Here is a 23,186-nt window from a genome sequence, read left to right as displayed (position 1 = left end):
GAGTAAGTTGTGGGACTATTTGATAAGATATTTCAAAAAAATAAAGAGATTTCATGGATGTATGACTTAGAACTTTTACAAGAAACAAGTTCAAAAGCTTATATTAAAAGAATGGCTTTAAATGTGGTAGTTGAGTATGTAGCAAGGACAATCGCTCAGTCTGAATTTAGAGTGAAAGAAAGTGATCATGTCACTAAAGATGATATGTACTATTTATTAAATGTTCGACCTAATCCTAATCAAAATGCTACACAGTTTTGGCAAAAATTTATTTATAAACTTCTTGTCGATAACGAAGCTTTAATCATTAAATCAGATGATGATTATTTATATGTGGCAGATGACTTCGAACATGAAACAGAATTAGGACTATTACCACATCGTTTTAATTCAGTTATGGTTAATGATTATAAATATAATCGCTACTTTTCAATGGATGATGTTGTTTATTTAGAATATGCCAATGAAAAGTTAGATAAATTTTCATTAGGACTATTTGAAGATTATGGTGAAGTATTCGGTCGTATGTTGAATATGCAGCTCAAGAAAAATCAAATACGAGGTATTTTGAATGTGAATAGTACAACGTTGTCTACGAAATCCATCCAAGATTATATTGATATGATTTTTAATACCTTTGAAAAAAATCAAGTTGCAGTTGTACCTTTAACGAAAGGTTTAGAATACGAAGAACATTCAACAAATAATTCTAGTGCGAATGGTTCAGATTTCAAAGAGTTACGACAAGCAATAGAAGATATTCTCATCTATATTGCACGCATTGTCGGTGTATCACCCTCTCTAATTCTAGGCGAAAATGCAGACTTAGAAAAAGCAATTGAAGCAACTAACAAATTCTGTTTCAAACCGTTAACTAAGAAATTAGAGCGTGAGTTAAACGCTAAATTATTCTTTAAAGATGAATACTTAAAAGATAACAAACGTATTGAAATTGTCGGTATAGATAAGAAAAATCCAATTGAATTAGCAGAAGCCATTGATAAGTTACGTTCTTCTGGTACATATACTGGTAATCAGATACGCGTCATGCTTGGTGATGAACCTGGAGATGATGAACATTTAGATGAATACGTATTAACTAAAAACTACGAATCAGTTTCATCAACAGAAGGGGGTGAGACTAATAATGGGTAATCCGATTGTAAGAAATGTCACGCCAGTTTTTAGAAACGAAACTAAGAATAACAAGCACATTTTAACGTTGTCAGGTACTATTGCTAACTTTCCGTTTTTTGAAGATGGTATTTCTTCAAAGGCTGTTAAAAACTCACTTGATAATGTAGACAAAGATATAATCATTCGCTTAAATTCTGGCGGTGGTGATGTGTTTGAAGGAATTGAAATTTATAACTATCTCAAATCGCTTTCAAATCATATCACTATTGAAGTTACTGCATTAGCTGCAAGTGCTGCATCTTTAGTAGCAATGGCAGCAGATAAGATTATTATTCGTACAGGCGCGAATATGATGGTGCATGAAGCTTCTACAATGGCTTTTGGCAACAAATCAGACATCCAAAAAACCTTAAACGCTTTGAATGCGATTGATACATCAATTGTTGATATCTATCAAGAACGAACAGGTTTAGACCGTGATGAGATTATTAATCTGATTACAAACGAGACCTGGTTTACTGCAGATGAAGCGATTAAAAAAGGTTTTGCAGATGAAAAATCATCTCGTAAATCGATTGATAAAAATAAGGAGGGGGTCAATAACGTGAAAGACACTAAATATGTTGCAATGCTTAAGCAACAATTACAAACAATCACAGCTATGATTGATGAAGCGGAAGAAGATCCTAAGGAACCATCAAGTGATGATTCTTTAGAACAACGTGTAGCAGATGTCGAAAACGATATTAAAAACATCAAATCTCGTCTTGATAAATTAGAAAAAGGCGAAGATGGTGAAGGTGAAGAAGAAAAGAAAGAACCTACACCACCACAAAACAACAAATTTAAAAGGTTCGCATTTTAACTAGCTATTAGTAATAGAAACTAACGGCTATTTTTTATGCATTAATTTAAGGAGGAATTTATATATGACTATTAAGGTCAAAGACAAATTAAAAAGCTATCAAGATCATAAAGCACATTTTGCAGAATTAGTACAAAACGGTGCTTCTGATGAAGAACAATCAAAAGCATTTGGTGAGATGTTCGATGCATTATCAAATGATTTAAGAGATGAAATCTCTGCTGAAGTAAACAACCGTGTGGTTGATAATGGTATTTTAGCAAAACGTTCACAATCGCCTTTAACTTCTGAAGAACGTAAATTCTTCAACGAAATCAATACTGAAGTTGGCTACAAAGAAGAAAAGTTATTACCTGAAACAGTTATTGAACGTGTATTTGATGACTTATCAACCGAACATCCATTACTTTCTAAAATCAACATCCAAAATGCAGGCTTAGTTACTCGTATCATTAAAGCTGACGCAACAGGTCAAGCAGTTTGGGGTAAAATCTTTGGCGAAATTAAAGGCCAATTAGATGCTGCTTTCAACGAAGAAGAATTCAAACAATCTAAATTAACTTGTTTTGTAGTTGTACCTGACGATTTAACAATGTTTGGACCAAATTGGGTTGAGCGCTTTGTTCGTACTCAAATTGAAGAAGCTATTTCAGTAGCATTAGAAGCAGGATTCTTAACTGGTGAAGGTGCTGCTAAAAACCAACCAGTTGGTTTAATGAAAGATATTCAAAGTAACGGCGGCGTTGTAGATAAAACATCATCAGGCACATTAACTTTTGCTGATGCAGATACTACTGTGAATGAATTAAAGGATGTATTAAAAGGCTTATCAGTTAAAGAAGATGGTAAACCAGTAAAAATTGATGGAAAAGTTGTATTAGTTGTTAATCCACAAGATTCTTGGGATATCCAAGCTCGATACACTTATTTAACTGCCAATGGTGGTTTTGTAACTGTTTTACCTTACAACGTATCAATTGTAACTTCTGAATTCGTACCTGCTAATAAATTAGTAGCTTTTGTATCAGATCGTTATGATGCAGTACGTGGTGGCGGATTAACAGTGAAAAAATTCGACCAAACTTTAGCATTAGAAGATTGTATTTTATACACTGCTAAAACGTTTGCTTATGCACAACCTGCAGATAATAACGCATCTCGTGTTTATGACTTGAAATTATCTACTGCAGTTCGTACTTCAACACCAGCTGGTGGCACTACAGACGGTAAAGCTCAAGCATAGAAACGGGGTGATGTAAATGGAAAACATCACTATATCAAATGAGATTCTAGACGAATTTAAAGAATATACAAAGATATCTCATGATACAGAAGATGAACACTTAAAACGTGTATTAGCTATGTCCTATAACAATTTGATATCACGTTTTGGGGAGTTTGATTTAAGTAGTAATTTAAATGGTAAAAGCTTAGTTTTTGCACGAGCTCGTTATGATTATGAAGACCTACTTGAGTTTTTTAACGACAATTATCAAGATGATCTTCTTAATTTTGGTTTTATAAATAGAATTGAGCGTGATAGCAATGAAGAGTAATTTTAAAAAGCCTTTTATTACTACTAAAAAATTAAATACTCGTGTTCATTTTTATTCATATCAAGAGAATGAAGGCCCTGAAGCCGGTGTCAAACGTAAAGTTAAACTCTACAGTTGTTGGGCTTATGTGCCCCAATGGAAGATGACTGAACTTCAACAAGCTATATCAAACGGAACTGAGCATGACGTTAAAATCTTTATAAGAGAAACACATGGTCAGTACGTTCCGAATGAAAAGCATTACGTTGCAATAGAGTCGCCATATATTCATCAAGATTTGAATATTAAGTTAGTACAACCTGATGTAGAGAACGAACAATTTTTAATGCTAACTGCAGGGGTGGTAACTAATGGCGAGTAAAAACTTTTCAGGCATTCGTGCAGAAGGGTTAGATGAATTGCAAAAAGAACTTGATAGACGTTTTAATCGTAAACGTATTACACAGATTATTGATGATGCGCTTTTAGAAGCGGGTCAAATAGTTTTAGATGCGATTAAAGCGAATATCCGATATTTCAGAGACACAGGTGCCGAATATGCAGAAGCTAAAATCTCAAAACCTTATTGGGATAAAGGCGTGCGCTCAGTCCGTATTTATTGGGAAGGTCCACATCATAGATATTCAGTCGTGCATTTAAACGAAAAAGGTTTTTATGCTAGAAACGGTAAGTTTGTTAGACCTAAAGGCTTTGGGGCGATTGAAAAAGCACTACGTTCTGCAGAAGTTGCGTTTTATAAAAAAGTACAGGAAGAAGTTGAAAAGTTATTATGATTGATATTTTAAATACAATTTATAGCGTCTTAAAAAATGACGAAAAACTAATGAAGTTACTCAATGTTAATAACATCAAATTCAATGATTATCCTGATGTTAAGGATATAACGCAACCTTATGTAGTGATTGATGATTTTGATGATCCTATCCCGGAATTGCACTATGACGGTAACCGAGTAGCTTATAACTACATTGTTCAAATTGATGTTTTTGTTAAGGCAAATGATAGCTACAATGCAAGGCTTCGTAGAAATGAAATATCCCAACGTATCAGTGACTTGCTCTGGAAAGAATTGAAAGCAGGGCAAACAAGTAATTTAGGTAATGAATATGATAAACAGTTCGCTTTATATCGTTCTACAAGACGGTATGAAGCGATTTTTTATGAGGAGGAAAATTAAATGGTTAAATATGCAAAAACACCAAAAGCTTTTATTAATATTAAAGACTTAGGTTTCGCTCTATTAGATACAGATGAGCAAGATAATGTTAAATACACAAACGTAACTCAAACTCGTGGGTTACAAGAGATTTCAGTTGAAACAGGTGGGGAAACAGTAAACGCTTATGCAGATGGTACTATTATTGAATCTGGTACAACTGATGGTGAAGGTAAAATTTCAATGACAATGCACGCATTCCCACAAGAAATTCGTGAGTTAATCTTCAATGAAGTTTATGATGAAAACGGAGTTTTCCAAGAATTAAAAGGTAAACAAAATAAATATGTGGCAGTTTGGTTTAAACGTGAACGTCGTGATGGCACTTTCCAAATGGTTGGCTTAACTAAAGTGTTATTCGCAGATCCAAACTTAGAAGGTAAAACTGCAGAAGATGATTGGGAATTCAGTTCTGAAGAATCAGAAGGTACTGCAATGCACCGTATCAATGATGACGTACGTAAAATTTTATTCGATAGCGCACGTGAAGGCGCCAAAGTAGATTCATTCTTTGAAAAATTATTAAAAGGTGCTTACGACGAAAAAGTTGAAACAAGTGCTGGTACTGCATCAGCTTAAAAAGGAGTTTTGACTTATGGCTAAATTTAGAGTCTTAAAAGATGCGATTAATTTAAAAACCGATAAAGAGTATCGTAAAAACGAAGTTGTGGAAGAGAAAGTTAAAGATATCAACGACTTTGAAAAGCGTTTGAAAAACAAAGGGTATGAATTACCGTTTTTTGAACGCATTGAAGAAGAATAGTAAAGCTTAGGACGGTGTAAGAGCCGTCCTTTTATTTCGAAATAAAAAGGAGTTTTTTAGACATGTCAAACAAATTAAAACGTAATTATATTAGATTAGTAGAAAATCCTGAAGCAGAAGAAATTAAATTAGAAACTTATTTAACACCTCATTTCATTCCATTAGATGTATTATATGAAGCAACTGACGTAATGTCAGAATTAGAACAAGCTGAAAATGGAGAAATCGAATTATCATTCAAAGATCAATTAGATAAATTAATTGATGTAGTTGTAAAAATTTATGGTGGACAATTTGCAGCTAAAGATATTAGAACACGTTTGCATGCACCTGATGCAATTCCAACTTTACAAAAGCAAGTTGAATTCATTGCAAATGGGCAACAAGACGAAGAGACAAAAAAGTTTATTCAGAGCATCAGTTAAATAAAATAAAAGACGAAGATTTAACGTATCGTGGCATGAAAAAGAACTTGGACAAAGTTGTTAAACAGATGATTGAGAATGGCACACCTGCCGACCAAGTACTCAAAATGCCATTTTATTATATACTTCAAATTTTAGATGAACGTCATCTAAATACTGTTGATACTGATGATAGAGCAGATGCGTTATTTACTGCCTTATAGCCTTAGTTATCAACACTAAGGCTTATTTTTTTTATACCTAAAATAAGAAAGGAGTGACAATGAGTGGCGGAATCAAGATTTAAAGGCATGTCCATATTAATGAATATGCGTGATGTTGGTATTGATAGGACTATGAAACAGATACGTAGTCAGTTTAAAACATTAGATACTGAAATGCGTCGTTCTAATGCTAACTTTAAAAACTCTGAAAAGTCTATGCAGTCTTTCCAAACAAGAACAAAAGAGTTAAATAAAGCGATTGACGTGACTGAAAATTCAATGAAAGATATCTCAAGTCAATTGAAAAAAATGACTCTAGAAGAGCAACGTACAAGTGTGGAAGCAGAGAAGTTACGTCAAGAATACAGTAAGCAGCATAGAGCGTTGCAAATGTATCAACGTCAATTAAACTCTACGCAATCCGAAATGAAACAATTTGGTACAACTTCTAAACAAACTTTGTTCTCAATGGAAAAAATAAACACAGTGTTAGGTACAATGAAACGTCAATTGAATATCGCAAACATGGCATTTCAAAGTGCAGAGAAGTCAACTACAAGTTATAAAAACTATTTAACTCAGTTAAACACAGTTATTCAAAAACATCAAAACACGATTAGAGTCTTAGAAAGTCGATATCAAAAAGTAGTACGTGAACAAGGTGTTATGAGTAAAGAAGCACTTGAATTGAAAGAAAAAATCTTGCAAGAGAAAAATTCTTTAAATCAATTAGATAACCAATACAAAAAGACAACTGCAGAAGCTAAGCGATTTTCTTTTGAACAAAAAACGCTAACTTCATCAATGAGTGAAATAAGAGCAAAGATGACGCAATTATCTCAATCATTAACTATCAGTGCTAATAAATTTAAGCTTAGTGGACAAACTGCACAGGCTTATAAAGCACGCATAGCCGAATTAAATAATGGCATGAAGCAACAACAACTCATTGTTCAAAATCTATCTAGACAATATGACTATGCTAAAAAGCAATACGGTGCTACAAGTCAAGAAGCACAACAACTAAATGCTAAATTAACTGAAGAACGTGTGAAGTTAAAAGAGTTAAACGGTCAACTTACACAAACTACACAAGCGCATAATCGACTTGAAATGGAACAAAAGCAAGGCATCTCATCTATGTCTCAAATAAGAGCAAAGATGACGCAATTTAATGATACCTTAGCTTTATCTCGTAGTAATTTATCGCGTGCAGGCGAAAGTGTTAAAGCTTATAAAGTTCATTTAGACACTTTAAGTGGTAATTTAACTAAGCAACGTACAGTGTTACGTGAATTGAGTGCTCAGTATAAGCATGTTGCAAATGCTCAAGGTGAAAACAGTCAAGAAGCACGAGAATTGGCTAGTGCTATTACACAACAAAAAATCAAGATGAATGAACTTGAAACCGAAATTGATGAAACAACTCAAAGCTATAAACGGTTGGCACAAGAGCAAAAACAGGCTCAATATTTGAGTGGTTCAGGATTTGGTAAAGGTATTCAAACAGTAAACAAGTACAAAGATTCGATTAATAACGTAGGATCATCAATGCGTAATGTTGGTTCAAACATGTCTATGTACTTTACGTTACCAGTTGTAGCCGGTTTTGGTGCGGCAATTAAAACGGGTGCAGACTTTGAAGGGCAAATGTCACGAGTAGGCGCTATTGCAGGCTCTTCTAAATCGCAATTAAAAGCTATGAGTGACCAAGCAGTTGATTTAGGTGCTAAAACTTCACTCTCTGCTTCAGAAGTAGCAAAGGGCATGGAAGAATTAGCAGCATTAGGTATGAATACTAATCAGATTATGAAAGCTATGCCAGGTGTTATTAGTGCGGCAGAAGCAAGTGGTTCAGATTTAGCAACAACTGCCACAATTATGGCTTCATCTTTAAACTCATTTAACTTAAAAGCTTCTGATTCAGGTCATGTTGCAGATTTACTAGCAACTGCAGCTAATGATAGTGCAGCAGACGTTCAATATATGGGCGATGCACTTAAATATGCGGGTACACCTGCACATTCATTAGGTGTTACATTAGAAGATACTTCTGCAGCAATTGAAGTTATGAGTAATAGTGGACTTGAAGGCTCACAAGCTGGTACTGCATTACGTGCATCTTTCATCAGACTAGCAAAACCATCCGCTCAATCTCAAAAAGCCATTGATAAATTGGGTATTTCTTTATCAAATTCTAAAGGTGAATTTGTAGGTATGCCTAATTTGATAGGTCAATTTAAAGGTGCTTTACAAGGTATGACTAAAGACCAAAAACTTGCATATGTAGCACAAATTGTTGGTACAGAAGCTGCAAGTGGTTTCTTAGCATTGATTGACGCAGGTCCAGCTAAACTTAAAAAGTACAGTGATTCGTTGAAAAACTCAAATGGTGCCTCAAAAGAAGCGGCAGATAAAATGAAAGATAATTTAAAAGGGTCGCTTGAACAATTAGGTGGTGCTTTTGAATCACTTGGTATCACAATCGGTACTGCATTTGCACCAGTATTAAGAGGGTTAGCTAAAGCGGTAACCTTTTTAGTAGAGAAGTTCAACAACATGCCAACACCATTGATTGTTTTAACCACAATATTTGTCGGTTTAGGTGCTGCTATAGGGCCTTTACTGGTACTAACCGGGATACTTGCTCACAGTATTGTTGGCATTTCAGAAGCGGTAACCTTATTAACGGCTACTGAAGGTGGACAAGCATTCTTTACTAAATTTGGTGCTAATATTAAGGGAATCCTACCTAAGATAGGTGGGCTGATTACTAGAATACCATTAATAGGTGGACTGATGACTGCATTAACTGGACCAATAGGAATTGCAGTTGCAGCTATTGCAGCGATAGGTGTGGCATTTGTGGTTGCTTATAAGAAATCTGAAACATTTAGAAATATTGTTAATTCTGTAATAGAGCCAGTCATTAATAGCTTCAAAAAAATGTGGGGAGTAGTTAAAACCATATTTGAAGCATTAAAAAAATTATTGTCTGGAAATTTCTTGCCGACACTTGATTTGCTCTCAAAGATAATGCCGAAAGAAACAGCGACTAAATTGACAATGAGATTGTTACAAATTCGTCAATTATTTGTAGATACTTTTAACTCTATATTTAATTTTATTAAAGAAATTGGCAAAAAGTTAACAGATTTCTGGAATGAAAATGGCGATACAATTATACAAGCTTTAAAAAATATTGGAAATTTCTTCGTTGACTTTTTTGTATATCTCAAAGATCTTATTGGGCCAAATTTGAGAGATTTAGGTAACTTAGTTCAATTAATATTTATGAATGTTATTGTTCCAGTAATTAAGGGCGCTATGAACATTATTTTAGGCATAATGAAATTTGTATGGCCTTTAATTAAGATTCTAGTAGTAGACACTTGGAATAATATTAAAAACATCATTAGAGCTGCATTAGATGTGATACTGGGTATCGTTAAAATTTTCTCTGGCATTTTCACAGGTCAATGGAGATTAGTTTGGGAAGGCGTCAAACAAGTATTTAAAGGTGCATTAGTTTTAATTTGGAACTTAATACAATTGTGGTTTATCGGAAAAATATTGAAAGTTGTAAAAATATTTGGCGGCTTATTTAAGTCAGTTATTAGTAAATCATTTAATGGTGTGAAAACAATCATTAGCACTGTCTTAAGATTTATATGGAATATTATTAGCACAGTGTTTAGAAGAATTTTAGGGATAACTAAAACAATTTTTGGTGCAGTCCGTAGATTTATAGGCGTTGTTTTCCGTGGAATAAAAAACGTTATAGTAAATTCGGTAAAAGCTATATTTAATGGAGTAAAAAAATGGTTTACTGCAGTTAAGAATATTACACATACAATTTTTAGTGGTTTAAGACAATTTATATATAAAGTTTGGACTTCTATAAAAAATAAAGTGATTTCTTTAGCAAAAGCTTTAAGTTCAGGAGTAAAAAAAGCATTCACTAGTCTGTGGTCCTCAACTAAAAGTATCTTTAGTAAGTTGAAAAACTGGTTAGTAAATACTTGGCGTTCACTGAAAAATAGCGTTGTAAAATTAGCTAAATCTTTATATTCTAGCGTTAAAAATACATTTAATAATTTGTGGTCAAGTACTAAGAATATCTTTAACAAATTAAAAAATTGGCTCGTTAATACGTGGCGTTCTATTAAAAATAAAGTCACTGATTTAGCTAAATCATTATGGAACGGTGTACGTGGAACTTGGAATCGTATGAAATCCGGTACACATAACACAATGTCTAAAATAGCTAGTAGTACCAAAGCTAGTTGGCGTGGTATGAAAAATTCTGTTGTTGATATGTCAAAAGCTTTATGGTCTAAAGTTAGATCAACCTTCACTAATATGCGTGATGGCCTCAAATCTATCATTGGTAAAATTAAAGGGCATATTGGTGGCATGGTCAATTCGGTTAAAAGCGGTTTGAATAAACTGATTGACGGTGTAAACTGGGTAGCTGGTAAATTAGGCATGGATAAACTACCTAAGATTAAATTGCATACAGGTACTGAAACTACCCACACACAAAATTATGTAACAAACGGTAAATTAAACCGCGATACATTGGCAACTGTTGGTGATAAAGGTAAAGGTAACGGTCCTGGTGGATTTAGACATGAAACAGTAATCCCACCTAAAGGTAAACCTTTCATTACACCTGCGAAAGATACTACTATGCCTTTATCAAAAGGTACACGTATCTTAAACGGTGCCCAAACTCATGCAATGTTAACACGACCACAGTTTAGTATGGGTACAATACCTAAGTTTGCTAGTGGTACCTTGTCTAATCTTTTAGGCGGGGGTAAAAAACCTAAGAAACATAAGCATGATGACAATCTAGTGGGTGATGTACTAAACGGTACTAAAGCTCTAGCCGGCAAAGTAGTAAATAGTGGTAAAGCAGTAGTTAGTAAGACCTTAGAAACTGCAGGCAAAGGCAAAGACTGGTTGAAAAGCGCGATTGGTGACGTTATGGATTGGTTCGACAAACCTGGTAAATTAGTAGATAAGATACTTGAAGGGTTTGGTGTCAGTCTTGACGGTTTTGGCATAACTAAAAGTGCAGAATTACCGTTCAACATGATGAGAGCGATGTTTAAAAAAATAAAGACCGGCATAAAAGATAAATTCACTGAATGGTTCGATGAAGCCGGTGGCGGCGAAGGCGGTTGGGTTGATATTGGCAAAGGCGTCAACTTCCCATTTAGCCCGCATGGTAGAGCACCTGGGTATCCATTCCCTTATCCACATAAGGGTGTAGACTTAAACTATGTGTATGACAAATTATACTCAACTCACAATGGTACAGCTACCGCAAAAACAGGATATAACGGTGGTTTTGGTAACTCAATGTGGATAAAATCTGGTATCTATGACATCATTTATGGTCATATGAGCAAACTGGCATTCCACGGTTCTAAAAAGGTACACCCAGGTAGTTATTTAGGTGTATCTGGTAATACTGGTATGAGTTCTGGACCGCACTTACACTATGAAATGCGAAAAAACGGTAAACCAATTGATCCTATGCCTTTCTTGAAAAAACAATCAAAAGGTGGAGGTAAATCTGGTGGCTCACGTGCAGCAAGTAAGTGGCGTCCGGAAATTATCAAAGCGTTAAAAGCTAACGGTTTACCAACAAGCAGTAACTATGTCAATGCATGGATAAGACAAGTACAAAGTGAAAGTGGCGGTAACGCTGGTGCAAGACAACAGGTTCAAGATAGAAACAGTGGACCAAACGCAGCAAGAGGTTTGCTCCAAGTTATACCTACAACGTTCGCTGCAAATAAACTACCGGGTCACGGCAATATCATGAATGGTTTAGATAACGCAATGGCAGCTATCAATTACGCTAAAAAACGTTACGGAAGAACTGGAATGTTACAAGTTATCGGCCACGGTCATGGTTATGCCACAGGTGGATTAATCAAAAACGCAGGTTGGTACAACCTTGCAGAAGGTGGATATCCTGAATGGATTATTCCTACAGACCCTGCTAGACGCAGTGATGCTATGAAGTTGTTAGCACTTGCAGCACATGATATTGATAAAAAAAGTAGTGCAAGAGGTAATAAACGACCTAATTCATTGCCTAATCCAAGTGGAAGTAATGACAATGATGTGTTGTTGCAAATGCTACAAGCACAACAACAACAAATCGCTTTATTAACTCAAATTGTAACAAGTAATCAAACAATTGCAGATAAAAACTTTGAACCAACGATTGATAAATATACACATGAACAACAAGTTTTTAATTCTATTGATAAATACAATAGGCAAAAACAAAGAAAATCGAGATTTAGACCGGGGGAGGTAACATAATTGATTGATACTATAAAAGTAAATAACAAGACACTTCCGTGGTTAGTAGTTGAAAGAGGGTTTAAAATACCCTCTTTTAATTTTGGTATTGAAACTGAAGAAGTATTAGGTAGAAGTGGAAGTGTAGTTAAGCAAAGACAACTTAAAGAATATAAATTCGAACTTCCACTAATCATCAGAAATGATTATCTTTCATCTGGTGGTATAAAAACACATGATGAAGTATTAAATGAGTTAGTTAAGCTGTTTGATTATGACCATGCTGTACCTTTACAGTTTAAATCACAAGATTGGTACTGGAATGCTTACTTTGAAGGACCGATTGAGTTAGATAAATACAGTAAAACGTTTTGGCAATTCAGTATTAATGTAGTTTTAGCTGATCCATATAAATACGCAGTCGAAGGTACTAAAAACACAGCTATTTCTGACCAAGTATCAGTAGTAAGTACAGGAACAGCAGATAGTCCGGTTATTGTACAAGCTACTGCATTACAAAACGCAAGTTATTATATGATTACTAAAAATGATGAAGATTATTTTATGATTGGCGATGATGATCTAGACAAAAAAGTTGAGGATTACACACCTATCTTGTGGAATAACGAAATGCGTAACTTTACAGGGTGGACTAAGCAGGGTAATGGCGCAATTAATGATAACTACACAGGTGGTGCGACAGGCGGTTCAATGCAACTGAGTGGCTCGAAAGAAAGTTTTGTATTGAATAGTAGTAGCATTACCGCCACATCCGGTTGGAACGGTGCAGAATACAAGCATAGTTTTGGTAAATCTGCGCAAGACTTTGCATCAACCTGCAAAATTCATGTTAATCAGAAGAAAAAAGGTTCTACGCATTTTGCCCAATATTTATACGATACAGATAATCGCCTAATTGCAAGTATTGGTTACCGTAATGCTAGAGCAAGTCAAGCAATAGGCAGTATTGTCGTCACTCTATTTGACCAACTAGGGGTTCAAAAGAAAATTTACGAATATACAAATCTACCTAAGTTTTATAAATGGGACGATATCGTTATTTATATGCGACTTGAACGTGTTGGTACAACATTCAAAGTAAAAACTTGGAAATACAAAGAAGTTGAATACCCTAAACGTGTTGTTCCTGTGGATGTGCATGAAAAACAATGGGAAGATAGCGGGAAGTTTTATCAACGACCTATCGCAGCGGTCAGTGTTTATGTTGCTAAGAATGGTAATAATTATCACATGCCTACGTATGTGTTAGGTAGTTATACCCATGAGAAATTGCCTAAACCACCTAAAGCTAGAGACATGATTATTAAAAAAGGTGATTTAATCAACATTAATATGCAGGATAAAACAGTGACGATCAATGAAGACCCAGCCCTTGATTTAAAAACATTTGGCAGTGATTTTTTTAATATCGATAGTGGTTACAACGAATGTATTATTTATCCAGAAAAAACTTTTGACACTACTGTTTATTGGCAGGACAGATTCTACTAAGGAGGTGTGAAAGTGAAACAAACAGGTATTCATATATTAGATTTTAACGATAAAATTATAGATTATATAAGCCGTGATGACGGGGCCTTACTCAATGCGGTTATGAGTATAAACGCAGATGAGAAATCAGAAACCTTTGATTTTACCGTTTTAAATGAACGTGCTGATAATTTAAGAGAACGTAATCGTATCATTGCACAAGATAGTAATGGTTTATATAGGGAGTTTATCGTTACACATGTGGTTGATAACTTTGACGGTACAACTGAAATAGAAAGTAACGCATCGTATTTAGAAGATATCGGTTCATCTAAGCCGATTAAACCTGGAAAATATAGCGCTTATAGTACAACGCAAGCATTAAACGAAACATTACGTAATACGGGTTGGGAGTTATCAGATGACACTGAACATGGTGGTATGCGTACAACAAGTTGGACCTCTTACGTTACGCCTTATGAGTTAATCAACCAACTATGTACAACGTATAGTATGGTTGCAGATTACTATATCGAATTGAGTTCCCACACGGTTGAACACCGTTATGTATCTCTTAAAAAACCAGTTAGTCTATTTAAAGGTAAAGAAATTACTAAAGGTAAAGATTTAACAGGGATGACACGTACAGTTGATATGTCGGAAGTACGTACGGCATTGTATGCAGTTGGTCCTGAAAAAGAAAAAGGTGAGCGTTTAGAAAAAATAGTGACAGATGATGATGCACAAATGCAATTTGGGTTACCCGGTCGTTATTTATGGAGTGTGTATGAGCCAGAAAGTGATGACGAAAATATGACACTTGAACGCTTAACCACACTAGCTAAAACAGAACTTAACAAACGTAATAAATCGGCTATTAGTTATGAGATAGGTTCAACTGATATTCATAAATTTTATAAAGATATCACAATTAGTTTGCATGATACTGTAAGAGTTAAAGATAGAGATTTCAGACCGCCTTTGTATTTAGATGCAGAAGTCATTGCAATTGATTATGATCTATTGAATGATGAAAGTACTTATAAATTTGGCAATGTAGTTGAATACGAAGAAAGTAAGTTAAGAGATGCTTTTAATAAACGTTTTGATGCAATTAATAAAAAGTTAAATGATAGTATCACAAATATAAACACTATTGTTAACGATACGATTGCCGGGGAACTTGAATACTATGAACGTAAGATAATTAAAAGCAATACGTCACCAGAGAACCCAGTAAATGACATGCTTTGGTACGATACATCAAACCCGGATGTTGCAGTATTACGAAGATATTGGAACGGAAAATGGATAACTCAAACAGCCGATGATGTAGAAAAAATAGGCGGTTTAAGACGTGAGCAAGTAATGTATCGAGATTTAAATAATAGTTTCATCAATTTAACTATCCAACACAGTAAGTTACAAAATGATGTGTATGATGTTTTAAATAGTGAATATCTTGTCGATGATGATTTAAAAGGTAATTTAAACCAAGCATTGTTGGATGTAGACGGTGTATATCAAGAGATTAAAACTAATTTGGATAGTATGGACGAAGATACAGCTACAATAGGAAAATTAGTCGATACACAAACTTTATTTACAGTGTATCGTCAAAAGTTACAAACATTATATAAATACGTTACTGACGCTAAAATTTCTATTGATAAACGGTTGAAGTTACTTCAATCACAATATACTGATGAGAAATTTAATGATGCTATGGATAAAATAGCTCAATCATTGCCTAATGGTCGTTGGGATAGTGAAAACCAACAATTATATGCAGACATACCTAATAAAGAAGAATTAGAAAATATAAGGACTGCTCTAAAAAGCTATACAGACGGTAATATTCAATCGTTAGAAGATAAATTGACAAACACAATAGATAGTAAAGTGAACGTAGCTAAAGACCAAATCAATGCAAATGTAAGTAGCATTGAAAACAAAGTAAATCAAATTGATACAACTAAAAATCTGTATAGATACAGTAATAATTTAAACTTTAAAGATGCAAGTTATTATAAAGCGTCAGCAATTGTAGAGGTGGATGTCAATGGCTAGGAAATTAATAAATACCGTCTATGTTAATGTAGACGCAACTAAAATATATATTTCAGCTGCAAGTGAAAGTGAATTAAGCGGAATTAATCAAGCCACTCAAATAGAACTTGTAAACGTTCAAGGTCGTAACTTTTCATTTTCTCCACCATTTCAAGCAAATGGAAAGTTTCTTGTACTAGATAATACTGCATTTGCACCAACTGGCTATTACTACAATGTGAGCGTGTACATGGAAGCGAGTAGTTTTGAACAAGTAGAATGGCGAAGTAAAAGTTCAACTACTTCAACGCCTTACAAAAGTGAAAATGAATATGATAGTTCACTAGATCCTTCTGAATCGCATATAAGACAACATGGAAGAGATAAGGTTATATTAATACAATGGGAAGAAAAATATGTAAACGGAATTAGTACTGGCGAAACACGAAATCGTACAGAAACGATACAAGATTATGGCCAAGATGAGATAAAGGTAGTAGGTACTAAAAGCGATACAACTGAATGGCGGCAAAAAAGCACTACGAACTCAACACCATTTGTAAGTCGTACTGAATATGATAATTCTATAACACCTGAACAATCATACGTTCGACAAAGTGGTATCAACAAAGAAGTGCTTGTTACTTGGGAAGAAAAGTATGTTAATGGTGCGAGTACTGGAGAAACAAGAAACCGTCAAGAAACTATTCAAACAAGTGGTAGAGATGAAATAAAAGTAGTAGGTACTAAAACATCTACAACACCCCCTAATGAGTTGCCGGATAATAAAATTGATTATCCTAGTGTTCAAGATAAGGTGAAAGCTATTGAATATTATAGTGACAATAAAATGTTTTTTGGGACACTTGATTATATACAGTATTCTAATGAATCTTATACTTTTTCATTTGATATTTATAATGATAGCTATACAGATGTCACTATCACACAAATAGATGATGGCAAAACAATACATTCTATCAATCCTGTTATTATCCCTAGTAAACAGTGGATTATAAAATCAATAACTTTCACACCTAACGAAGGTAAGACGGAAGGTATTAGTTTAATTACATCTTCATATTTTAAGAGAGTATTAGTAAAAGCTTTCCAATTAGCTAAAGGAACAAATGTTGGTTCGATAGAAATTAATAATTATGATAACCACCAAGCATTGACGAATTTAAATATTACTTCCATTAAAACAAATGCTGATTTAAATATAGTAAAAGACGCATTAGTCGCGACTGCTACGAAAGATGAAGTTATCCAAACATTAAATTCACAATTACAACCTATTAAAACAGAAGTAAATCAAAATAATGCTTATTTAAACGTATTAAGTACTCAAATTGATAGTAAAGTTTCTAAAAGAGATTACACTTTGGATAAAGATAATATCGTTCAACGTTTAAATAACGCAGATAGTGAACGTATTCAATTATCAAATAAAATATCAGATAAAGTATCGCTAAGCGAATTAAACTATGGAATAGCAGATGCAAAATATTATGCAAATCAAAAAGTAACTTCAAACGATTATCGTTTAAGCCAAATGGAAACCTCTATCAGTCAAAACGGTAGAGAAATTCGACAAAGAGTTAGTCAACAAGATTTTAATGCTAGTCGAAAAACGCTATCTCAAGTTATTTCAGAAATATCAGCGACAACCAAAGGTATCAATTTAAGTTACGATGAGAATGGTAATATCCAATCATACACAATGGATAGAAACGGTATTCAACTTAGAGGAGATAAAGTAGATATTACGGTTAATAAAGATTTCAACGTTGTAGCTAACCGTGTCGATGACAAAGTAAGTAAAGACGATATTATAAACCGTATTAATTTAAGTCCCGAAGGTTTAAATATTGATGTGAATAAAGTCGCATTACGTGGTGGCGATAGTGTCAACTACACTTATTTAAGTCAAGATAAATTTGAAATGGCTGGAACGTTCCAACGTACATGGCGTGGCGATACACAAAAAGATAATGTATACATGAGAGCGCAAAATGGTTTATTACGTTTTAGAAATAATTCAAGAGCGCGTTCGCTATATTATTCAGACTTTGGTATTTCAACTTTTGTTGACGGGGATAAAGATTTAAGTTCAGGTACTATTCAATTTTGGGATACAAGTTATGCGAGAGGGCAAGACGCTAGAGGTATTACTATTGATAGTGCTGGAGGAACAGTAGCGTTACATTCTGAACGTCACAGAGTTGTATTAGACGCTGCTTCCACAGTACATCTTGAAAGTGAAATAGGCTCAGTGTATGTAAGGCCTATGAAAAACACTCGTGTAGGACAAAATGAATTTAGATTTTGGACTAAAGAAAGAGATACAGAGGCAGAAACAGATGGCGTTTTAACTTACGGAAATCTTACTGATTATGAAGGTGGGGGTATTGACCCTAACAGTTTCGGATCTGGTATTCGTTTTGACAAAAGTCCTAAAAATCCAACTGTTTACGCAACCGATTCAACAGGTGTTATCGGTACTGGCAATTTCTACTGTAATAATTTTATGGGTAATTGGTGGGCAAAAACGACTAATGTTTATGCTCTGGTAGACAGTGAATTACGTGTTACAGATAGAAATGGTTATCAAAATGATAATACAAAATACAAAGATTTAAGAGTGAACGCTATAAACACTATGAAGGCTTCTGCTTTTTCAAATCATAGTGGTGGCAATGTTTATTTTGGTGTTGGTTATAACGAATTAAGAATAACAAATAACAACCATTACAACGATGGAAATACAGGTTACCAAGACATACGTTTTGGTAAATGGTACGCTATGTCATCTGAAAAGTTCAAATACGATATTAAAGAATGGAATTACAGTGTATTAGACGCATACAGAAATGATCTTAAATTGTATTCATATAAATATAAATCAGAAAAAGATAGTAAGTACATTCGCAATCATCATGGTGTTATTATTGAACGTGAGCTGCCTATCGAATGGCGACATGGAGATGGTTTTGATGGAAATGAGGTAATGTTTTGGAACACTAAAGCGATACAAGAATTAATTAAAAAAGTAGATAAATTGGAGGAACAATTAAATGAAAAATCAATTACAAGCTAATCCAAGTTATGTTATCGAGGAGTTAGTTACTCAAAACGCTAAACTTTCACAAGAAAACGCAATATTAAGAGCAGTAATCAGAGAACAAGAAGAACAACAAAATAAAGATACTGTAAGTGCTGAAGGAGAGTAACCTTTAGCACTCTTTTTATACCAAATTTTAGGAGGAATTTATCATGGCAAATGAAATCGTAAAAAACACAGAAAGTTACATCTTAGTACAAGTGAATGGAAAAGGAGAAGAAGCAGTTTTAGATAATGACTTCAGAGGTCAATTCTACCCAACTAGTAACGTGAATATCGCAACTAAATTCGATGATTTAAATAAAGTTAAAGCACTTGCAGAACGTTTAAATAGTTTAAATGAATTAAATTATGAATTTGGTATTATTACTGAAAAAGTGACAGTTAAACCAGTAAAATTAACAACTTCACTAGAGTACGTGGAAGAAACAACTGAAACTAACGCAGAATAGGAGTTGAGAATGTGAAAGAAAATGCGATTAATTATAAAATTCTAGTCATTTTTTTATTTGGTTTCGGATTGCTTATGTTCGAACGTGGTTTTTTTTGGACGAAAGAACAAAATGATGTGCTAGATGATAGCGATTTTTATATGGCGCTTCATCAGATTATGCCAATTTGGATGTGGGGCGTAATGGGTATGATTTTTAGTATACTCATCATCATTGCACCTTTCTTTTTACCTAAGCAACATATCAATAATAAATTTAATTATCTATGCTTAATAGGAGGTACCGGGAACGGTATCTTCTATTTTTTAATGACTTCGGCATCTATATATAATGCGATTAATTGGTTGACACCTTTGCAATTTGCAACGTTTACCACAATCAATATTTTAATAGGTTTTTACGGGGGTGCTGCAGTTGTCAGAAAACGATAGCCGTTTTGTAACACGTACAGAATGGCTCGATAACAACATTAAAGTAGATAAAAAAATTGATAAGATAGATAGAAAGCATACTGACGCTTTAAACGATTTATCTGTCAAAGTGGAACGGCAAAGTGTTTTACAAGAGCAATCTCTAGTGAGCCAACAAAAATCAGAGAAACATCTCGAAAAGTTATCGGAAACAATGGGGAATTTTGGAGATAAATTTGTTGATATGGAGTATCAAGTAAAGGACCACAGTAAACAATTAAAAATGGTTAGTGAAGCTATCAAACAAAAGAAAAACTACAATGCGACGGTAGTAGGTGCAGTGGTTACAGGAATTTTTGGTGTAATTATTGCTTCGATTGGCTTTGCTGCAGCGTTCTTTTAAGTCGGCACTTATGTGTCGGCTTTTTATTTTGAATAAGGAGTGAAGCGAAGATGAAAACAGATGTAGGTTCAATTGCACGTACAATCGCTTTAGCATTAGCGTGGATAAATCAAATTTTAGCTATGAATAAAATATCACCCATTCCAGTCGATGAAATGACGATAAGCACAGTGATTACTGGCGTAGTATCACTTTTAGCTTGGTGGAAAAACAACAACTTTACTCAACATGCGCATAAAGGTCAAAAAGAAATCAATAAATCTAAAGCAGGTGTGACTGGTGGTACTGGTTCGCCGTTAGGAGATGATTAAATGGCAAGTAAAAGGACATATAAAGATGCTATTAAATATTTAAAATCAATGGAAGGTAATGCTTACAACCCGGACCGAAGCTATGGATTTCAGTGTTTTGATTTAGCTAACCAATGGTGGTTGTATCTGTTCAATCATACATTAAAAGGTGTAGGTGCAGCAGATATACCTACATGGAATAATTTTACAGGTGAAGCTACGGTATATGAGAATACGCTTACCTTCCAAGCGAAACCAGGCGATTTAGTTATTTTTAACCGTAATTACGGGCAAGGTTACGGTCATGTTGGTATTGTATTAAGTGCTACATTAAACTCAATACAAATCTTAGAGCAAAATTGGCTTGGTGGTGCGTACTGGAACCCACCGGAAGTTACGACTAAACGTGTTCATGGTTATGATTTTCCAATGTGGTTTATTCGTCCATTTTACGCAAAAGAAACGACTGTTAATAAGGTTAAAAGCAAATCTAAACCAGTTGCTAAAGCTACTAAAAAGAAAGGTAAAAAGATTTTACTTGTTGCCGGTCACGGTAAAGGGGCATATTCTAATGACCCAGGTGCAGTAGCGAATGGTTATAATGAGCGTGATTTTAACCGAAAAAATATCATACCTAAAGTTAAAAAGTATCTTGAAAAAGTAGGACACGACGTTGTTTTATACGGTGGTTCAACAATGAACCAAGATTTATATCAAGATACAAAGTACGGTCAACAAGTTGGTAACTATACTGACTATGGCTTATATTGGGTTAAATATAACGTCAAACCAGATGTAATCGTTGAATTCCATTTAGATGCAGCAGGGGCTAGTGCAAGTGGTGGACATGTGATTATTAACAATCAATACCCGGCTGATAATATTGATAAAGCAATCAGTAGTGCGTTAGACAAAACGGTTGGTAAAATCAGAGGAGTAACAGCACGTAACGATTTATTAAATGCAAATGTAGCTGGTAAATTAAATCTTAACTATCGATTAGTTGAATTAGGTTTCATCACATCTAAAAAGGATATGAATTACATCAATGATCACTTAGATAGCTTTACTAAACGGATTGCAGAGGCTATTCACGGTAGACAAATCGACGCAAAACAAAGTAAACCTAAAAACACTACTTGGAATTGGAAAGGACATATTCATTTTACAACTTTAATGAAGGTACGCAAAAAACCAGGACTAACTGGCACTGTGTTAAATAGTAAACAATGGTTCAAAGCAGGAGATTATACAGACTTTGACCAAATTATCAAAAAGGACGGTTACTGGTGGTGTCGTTTTAAATTTGATAATAAAGGTGAATACTTTTATGTAGCGCTTTGTAGAATACACGATAAAAAGCAACGTATTAAATCAGAAACTAAAGAGTTGTATGGTAAGATTAGTTGGTATTAATATGATATAATACACTCAGATGACATTTCACTATTAGTTCGTAAAGGGATAAGCATAACGGTGCTTGTCCCTGTTTTTTTATGCCTGTTATAAAATACTTAAAGAAATTTAAGTAAAAGTATTGACAATATATGATACTTAAATTATTATAAGTATATAAATTAAAACAAAGGCGGTTATTACAATGAGAAAACAAATCGAAGAATTATTAAAAAGCGAAGTTACAGGTTATAGAATTGCAAAGAAAACAGGTATTGGTGAAAGTGTTATTAGTAATTTAAGAAGTGGCAAACGTAATTTAGATAATATATCACTAAAGAACGCTGAATTACTAGCGCAATTCAAAAATGATTGGGACTTATATACAAATGCAAAACAAATTGAGGTAGATCCTGAAAGTGAAATAGAATTTGTAGAAAGTTTATATACTAATTACAGCATGATTAATACTAATAATGAGAATAACGGTTACTTTATTAGCTTTGAGAGTATTAATAAAGTAGAAGTTAATGACAAAGAATTATTCGAAATAGAATTTAAATATGCTGATGAAATTGAAATAGAAGAAGATTACTTTAAAGATGAAGTTGAACGTGCAATTTGGGACAATGAGGAAGTCGAAGATAGAATATTCTTCAAAAAATATGAGGAAGCATTATCATATCTTAAAATGAGATATGATATATTCACATTAGAAGAAGTAATCGAAACAAAATAAAGTTAAATATGCTATAATTAACTCACAAGGGGTTTACACCCAGTTAAAAACGTAATGATCTCAAGGAACAATTCATTTGAAAATGTTCCAATACGTATTGATCTAGCCATATCTCTATTCGGGGTATGGCTATTTTATGTTATAATAGATGCATGCCCAATTTGTGATAGTAGAGATTTTTAAGATTTATTTATGAGGTTAAACCACGTTCTTATGAGCGTGGTTTTATGCGAGGGACTCGGGTCCCTAAAAAGTCCCTAAAAATTTGTATTATATGGTGTGTTATTAATAGGCAAAATAAAAAGAACCCCGTCGTTATGGGATTCTTAATTTCGAAAAGT

22 protein-coding genes are annotated in these 23,186 nt (G+C 34.0%); all 22 read left to right on the top strand.

All coding sequences use genetic code 11. From position 1 onward, the window contains the following. Positions 1–9 precede the first annotated feature (9 nt). The 22 genes from KA878_RS05920 (at position 10) to KA878_RS05815 (ending at position 22,845) form a co-directional block, all read left to right on the top strand. Positions 10–1,155 (top strand): phage portal protein, encoded by a 1,146-nt coding sequence (locus KA878_RS05920; protein WP_210142094.1) that lies wholly within the window; start codon positions 10–12, stop codon positions 1,153–1,155. Next, positions 1,148–2,002, top strand: coding sequence for a head maturation protease, ClpP-related (locus tag KA878_RS05915; RefSeq protein ID WP_210142093.1), 855 nt, complete (start codon positions 1,148–1,150; stop codon positions 2,000–2,002). Before KA878_RS05920 ends, KA878_RS05915 begins: the two co-directional genes overlap by 8 nt. A 64-nt stretch (positions 2,003–2,066) precedes the next feature. Beyond that, positions 2,067–3,245, top strand: a complete 1,179-nt coding sequence (locus KA878_RS05910) for a phage major capsid protein (protein ID WP_210142092.1) — start codon at positions 2,067–2,069, stop codon at positions 3,243–3,245. Between the two features lie 16 nt (positions 3,246–3,261). Next, the gene (locus KA878_RS05905; protein WP_059748327.1) at positions 3,262–3,558 is read left to right on the top strand and encodes a hypothetical protein; all 297 of its coding nucleotides are present in this window, start codon (positions 3,262–3,264) and stop codon (positions 3,556–3,558) included. Further along, on the top strand, positions 3,548–3,919 hold the full coding sequence (locus tag KA878_RS05900; RefSeq protein WP_210142091.1) for a head-tail adaptor protein: 372 nt from the start codon (positions 3,548–3,550) through the stop codon (positions 3,917–3,919). The genes KA878_RS05905 and KA878_RS05900 overlap by 11 nt, the downstream gene beginning before the upstream one ends. Further along, positions 3,909–4,331 carry an HK97 gp10 family phage protein gene (locus KA878_RS05895; protein ID WP_210142090.1) on the top strand — a complete coding sequence of 141 codons (423 nt, stop codon included), beginning with the start codon at positions 3,909–3,911 and terminating at the stop codon, positions 4,329–4,331. The genes KA878_RS05900 and KA878_RS05895 overlap by 11 nt, the downstream gene beginning before the upstream one ends. Next, the gene (locus tag KA878_RS05890) at positions 4,328–4,735 is read left to right on the top strand and encodes a hypothetical protein (protein WP_210142089.1); all 408 of its coding nucleotides are present in this window, start codon (positions 4,328–4,330) and stop codon (positions 4,733–4,735) included. Before KA878_RS05895 ends, KA878_RS05890 begins: the two co-directional genes overlap by 4 nt. Then, the gene (locus KA878_RS05885) at positions 4,736–5,353 is read left to right on the top strand and encodes a major tail protein (protein ID WP_210142088.1); all 618 of its coding nucleotides are present in this window, start codon (positions 4,736–4,738) and stop codon (positions 5,351–5,353) included. A 16-nt stretch (positions 5,354–5,369) separates the two neighbouring features. Beyond that, positions 5,370–5,537 (top strand): hypothetical protein, encoded by a 168-nt coding sequence (locus KA878_RS05880; RefSeq protein ID WP_210142086.1) that lies wholly within the window; start codon positions 5,370–5,372, stop codon positions 5,535–5,537. A gap of 62 nt (positions 5,538–5,599) precedes the next feature. After that, the gene (gene gpG, locus KA878_RS05875) at positions 5,600–5,962 is read left to right on the top strand and encodes a phage tail assembly chaperone G (protein WP_037557862.1); all 363 of its coding nucleotides are present in this window, start codon (positions 5,600–5,602) and stop codon (positions 5,960–5,962) included. 35 nt (positions 5,963–5,997) lie between these two features. Further along, the gene (gpGT, locus tag KA878_RS05870; RefSeq protein ID WP_154392159.1) at positions 5,998–6,165 is read left to right on the top strand and encodes a phage tail assembly chaperone GT; all 168 of its coding nucleotides are present in this window, start codon (positions 5,998–6,000) and stop codon (positions 6,163–6,165) included. Between the two features lie 87 nt (positions 6,166–6,252). Further along, the gene (locus KA878_RS05865; protein ID WP_483883281.1) at positions 6,253–12,513 is read left to right on the top strand and encodes a phage tail tape measure protein; all 6,261 of its coding nucleotides are present in this window, start codon (positions 6,253–6,255) and stop codon (positions 12,511–12,513) included. Further along, positions 12,514–14,004, top strand: coding sequence for a phage distal tail protein (locus tag KA878_RS05860; RefSeq protein WP_193839467.1), 1,491 nt, complete (start codon positions 12,514–12,516; stop codon positions 14,002–14,004). A 12-nt stretch (positions 14,005–14,016) separates the two neighbouring features. Beyond that, positions 14,017–16,053, top strand: coding sequence for a phage tail spike protein (locus KA878_RS05855; protein ID WP_193839466.1), 2,037 nt, complete (start codon positions 14,017–14,019; stop codon positions 16,051–16,053). After that, a complete protein-coding gene (locus tag KA878_RS05850) occupies positions 16,046–19,132 on the top strand; it encodes a G5 domain-containing protein (protein ID WP_210142082.1) in 3,087 nt (1,028 codons plus the stop codon). Before KA878_RS05855 ends, KA878_RS05850 begins: the two co-directional genes overlap by 8 nt. Then, positions 19,110–19,265: a hypothetical protein gene (locus KA878_RS05845; RefSeq protein WP_210142081.1), complete on the top strand. Its 156-nt coding sequence runs from the start codon at positions 19,110–19,112 to the stop codon at positions 19,263–19,265. The genes KA878_RS05850 and KA878_RS05845 overlap by 23 nt, the downstream gene beginning before the upstream one ends. A gap of 43 nt (positions 19,266–19,308) precedes the next feature. Further along, entirely contained in the window at positions 19,309–19,608 is a 300-nt protein-coding gene (locus KA878_RS05840; RefSeq protein ID WP_210142079.1) for a hypothetical protein, read from the top strand. 11 nt (positions 19,609–19,619) lie between these two features. Beyond that, entirely contained in the window at positions 19,620–20,039 is a 420-nt protein-coding gene (locus KA878_RS05835; protein ID WP_193839462.1) for a hypothetical protein, read from the top strand. Further along, positions 20,023–20,421: a hypothetical protein gene (locus KA878_RS05830; protein ID WP_210142078.1), complete on the top strand. Its 399-nt coding sequence runs from the start codon at positions 20,023–20,025 to the stop codon at positions 20,419–20,421. The genes KA878_RS05835 and KA878_RS05830 overlap by 17 nt, the downstream gene beginning before the upstream one ends. A 50-nt stretch (positions 20,422–20,471) precedes the next feature. Beyond that, positions 20,472–20,732: a phage holin gene (locus tag KA878_RS05825; RefSeq protein WP_069724899.1), complete on the top strand. Its 261-nt coding sequence runs from the start codon at positions 20,472–20,474 to the stop codon at positions 20,730–20,732. Further along, positions 20,733–22,127, top strand: a complete 1,395-nt coding sequence (locus KA878_RS05820; RefSeq protein WP_210142076.1) for an N-acetylmuramoyl-L-alanine amidase — start codon at positions 20,733–20,735, stop codon at positions 22,125–22,127. A 184-nt stretch (positions 22,128–22,311) separates the two neighbouring features. Beyond that, positions 22,312–22,845 carry a hypothetical protein gene (locus KA878_RS05815; protein ID WP_137689523.1) on the top strand — a complete coding sequence of 178 codons (534 nt, stop codon included), beginning with the start codon at positions 22,312–22,314 and terminating at the stop codon, positions 22,843–22,845. Positions 22,846–23,186 lie beyond the last annotated feature (341 nt).

Source organism: Staphylococcus sp. GDY8P57P (assembly GCF_017892585.1).
Taxonomy (GTDB): Bacteria; Bacillota; Bacilli; order Staphylococcales; family Staphylococcaceae; genus Staphylococcus; species Staphylococcus borealis.
The sequence above is the reverse complement of the archived record's forward strand: the minus strand, read 5'-3'. Positions and strand labels throughout refer to the sequence as shown.

Excerpts from the sequence above, each read along its gene's own strand:
- KA878_RS05900 (WP_210142091.1), top strand. The coding sequence starts at position 3,548 with ATGAAGAGTAATTTTAAAAAGCCTTTTATTACTACTAAAAAATTAAAT.
- KA878_RS05825 (WP_069724899.1), top strand. The coding sequence starts at position 20,472 with ATGAAAACAGATGTAGGTTCAATTGCACGTACAATCGCTTTAGCATTA.
- KA878_RS05845 (WP_210142081.1), top strand. The coding sequence starts at position 19,110 with ATGAAAAATCAATTACAAGCTAATCCAAGTTATGTTATCGAGGAGTTA.
- KA878_RS05905 (WP_059748327.1), top strand. The coding sequence starts at position 3,262 with ATGGAAAACATCACTATATCAAATGAGATTCTAGACGAATTTAAAGAA.
- KA878_RS05890 (WP_210142089.1), top strand. The coding sequence starts at position 4,328 with ATGATTGATATTTTAAATACAATTTATAGCGTCTTAAAAAATGACGAA.
- KA878_RS05895 (WP_210142090.1), top strand. The coding sequence starts at position 3,909 with ATGGCGAGTAAAAACTTTTCAGGCATTCGTGCAGAAGGGTTAGATGAA.
- KA878_RS05840 (WP_210142079.1), top strand. The coding sequence starts at position 19,309 with ATGGCAAATGAAATCGTAAAAAACACAGAAAGTTACATCTTAGTACAA.
- gpG (WP_037557862.1), top strand. The coding sequence starts at position 5,600 with ATGTCAAACAAATTAAAACGTAATTATATTAGATTAGTAGAAAATCCT.
- KA878_RS05865 (WP_483883281.1), top strand. The coding sequence starts at position 6,253 with ATGTCCATATTAATGAATATGCGTGATGTTGGTATTGATAGGACTATG.
- KA878_RS05880 (WP_210142086.1), top strand. The coding sequence starts at position 5,370 with ATGGCTAAATTTAGAGTCTTAAAAGATGCGATTAATTTAAAAACCGAT.
- KA878_RS05915 (WP_210142093.1), top strand. The coding sequence starts at position 1,148 with ATGGGTAATCCGATTGTAAGAAATGTCACGCCAGTTTTTAGAAACGAA.
- KA878_RS05885 (WP_210142088.1), top strand. The coding sequence starts at position 4,736 with ATGGTTAAATATGCAAAAACACCAAAAGCTTTTATTAATATTAAAGAC.
- KA878_RS05815 (WP_137689523.1), top strand. The coding sequence starts at position 22,312 with ATGAGAAAACAAATCGAAGAATTATTAAAAAGCGAAGTTACAGGTTAT.
- KA878_RS05820 (WP_210142076.1), top strand. The coding sequence starts at position 20,733 with ATGGCAAGTAAAAGGACATATAAAGATGCTATTAAATATTTAAAATCA.
- gpGT (WP_154392159.1), top strand. The coding sequence starts at position 5,998 with ATGAAAAAGAACTTGGACAAAGTTGTTAAACAGATGATTGAGAATGGC.
- KA878_RS05910 (WP_210142092.1), top strand. The coding sequence starts at position 2,067 with ATGACTATTAAGGTCAAAGACAAATTAAAAAGCTATCAAGATCATAAA.
- KA878_RS05850 (WP_210142082.1), top strand. The coding sequence starts at position 16,046 with ATGGCTAGGAAATTAATAAATACCGTCTATGTTAATGTAGACGCAACT.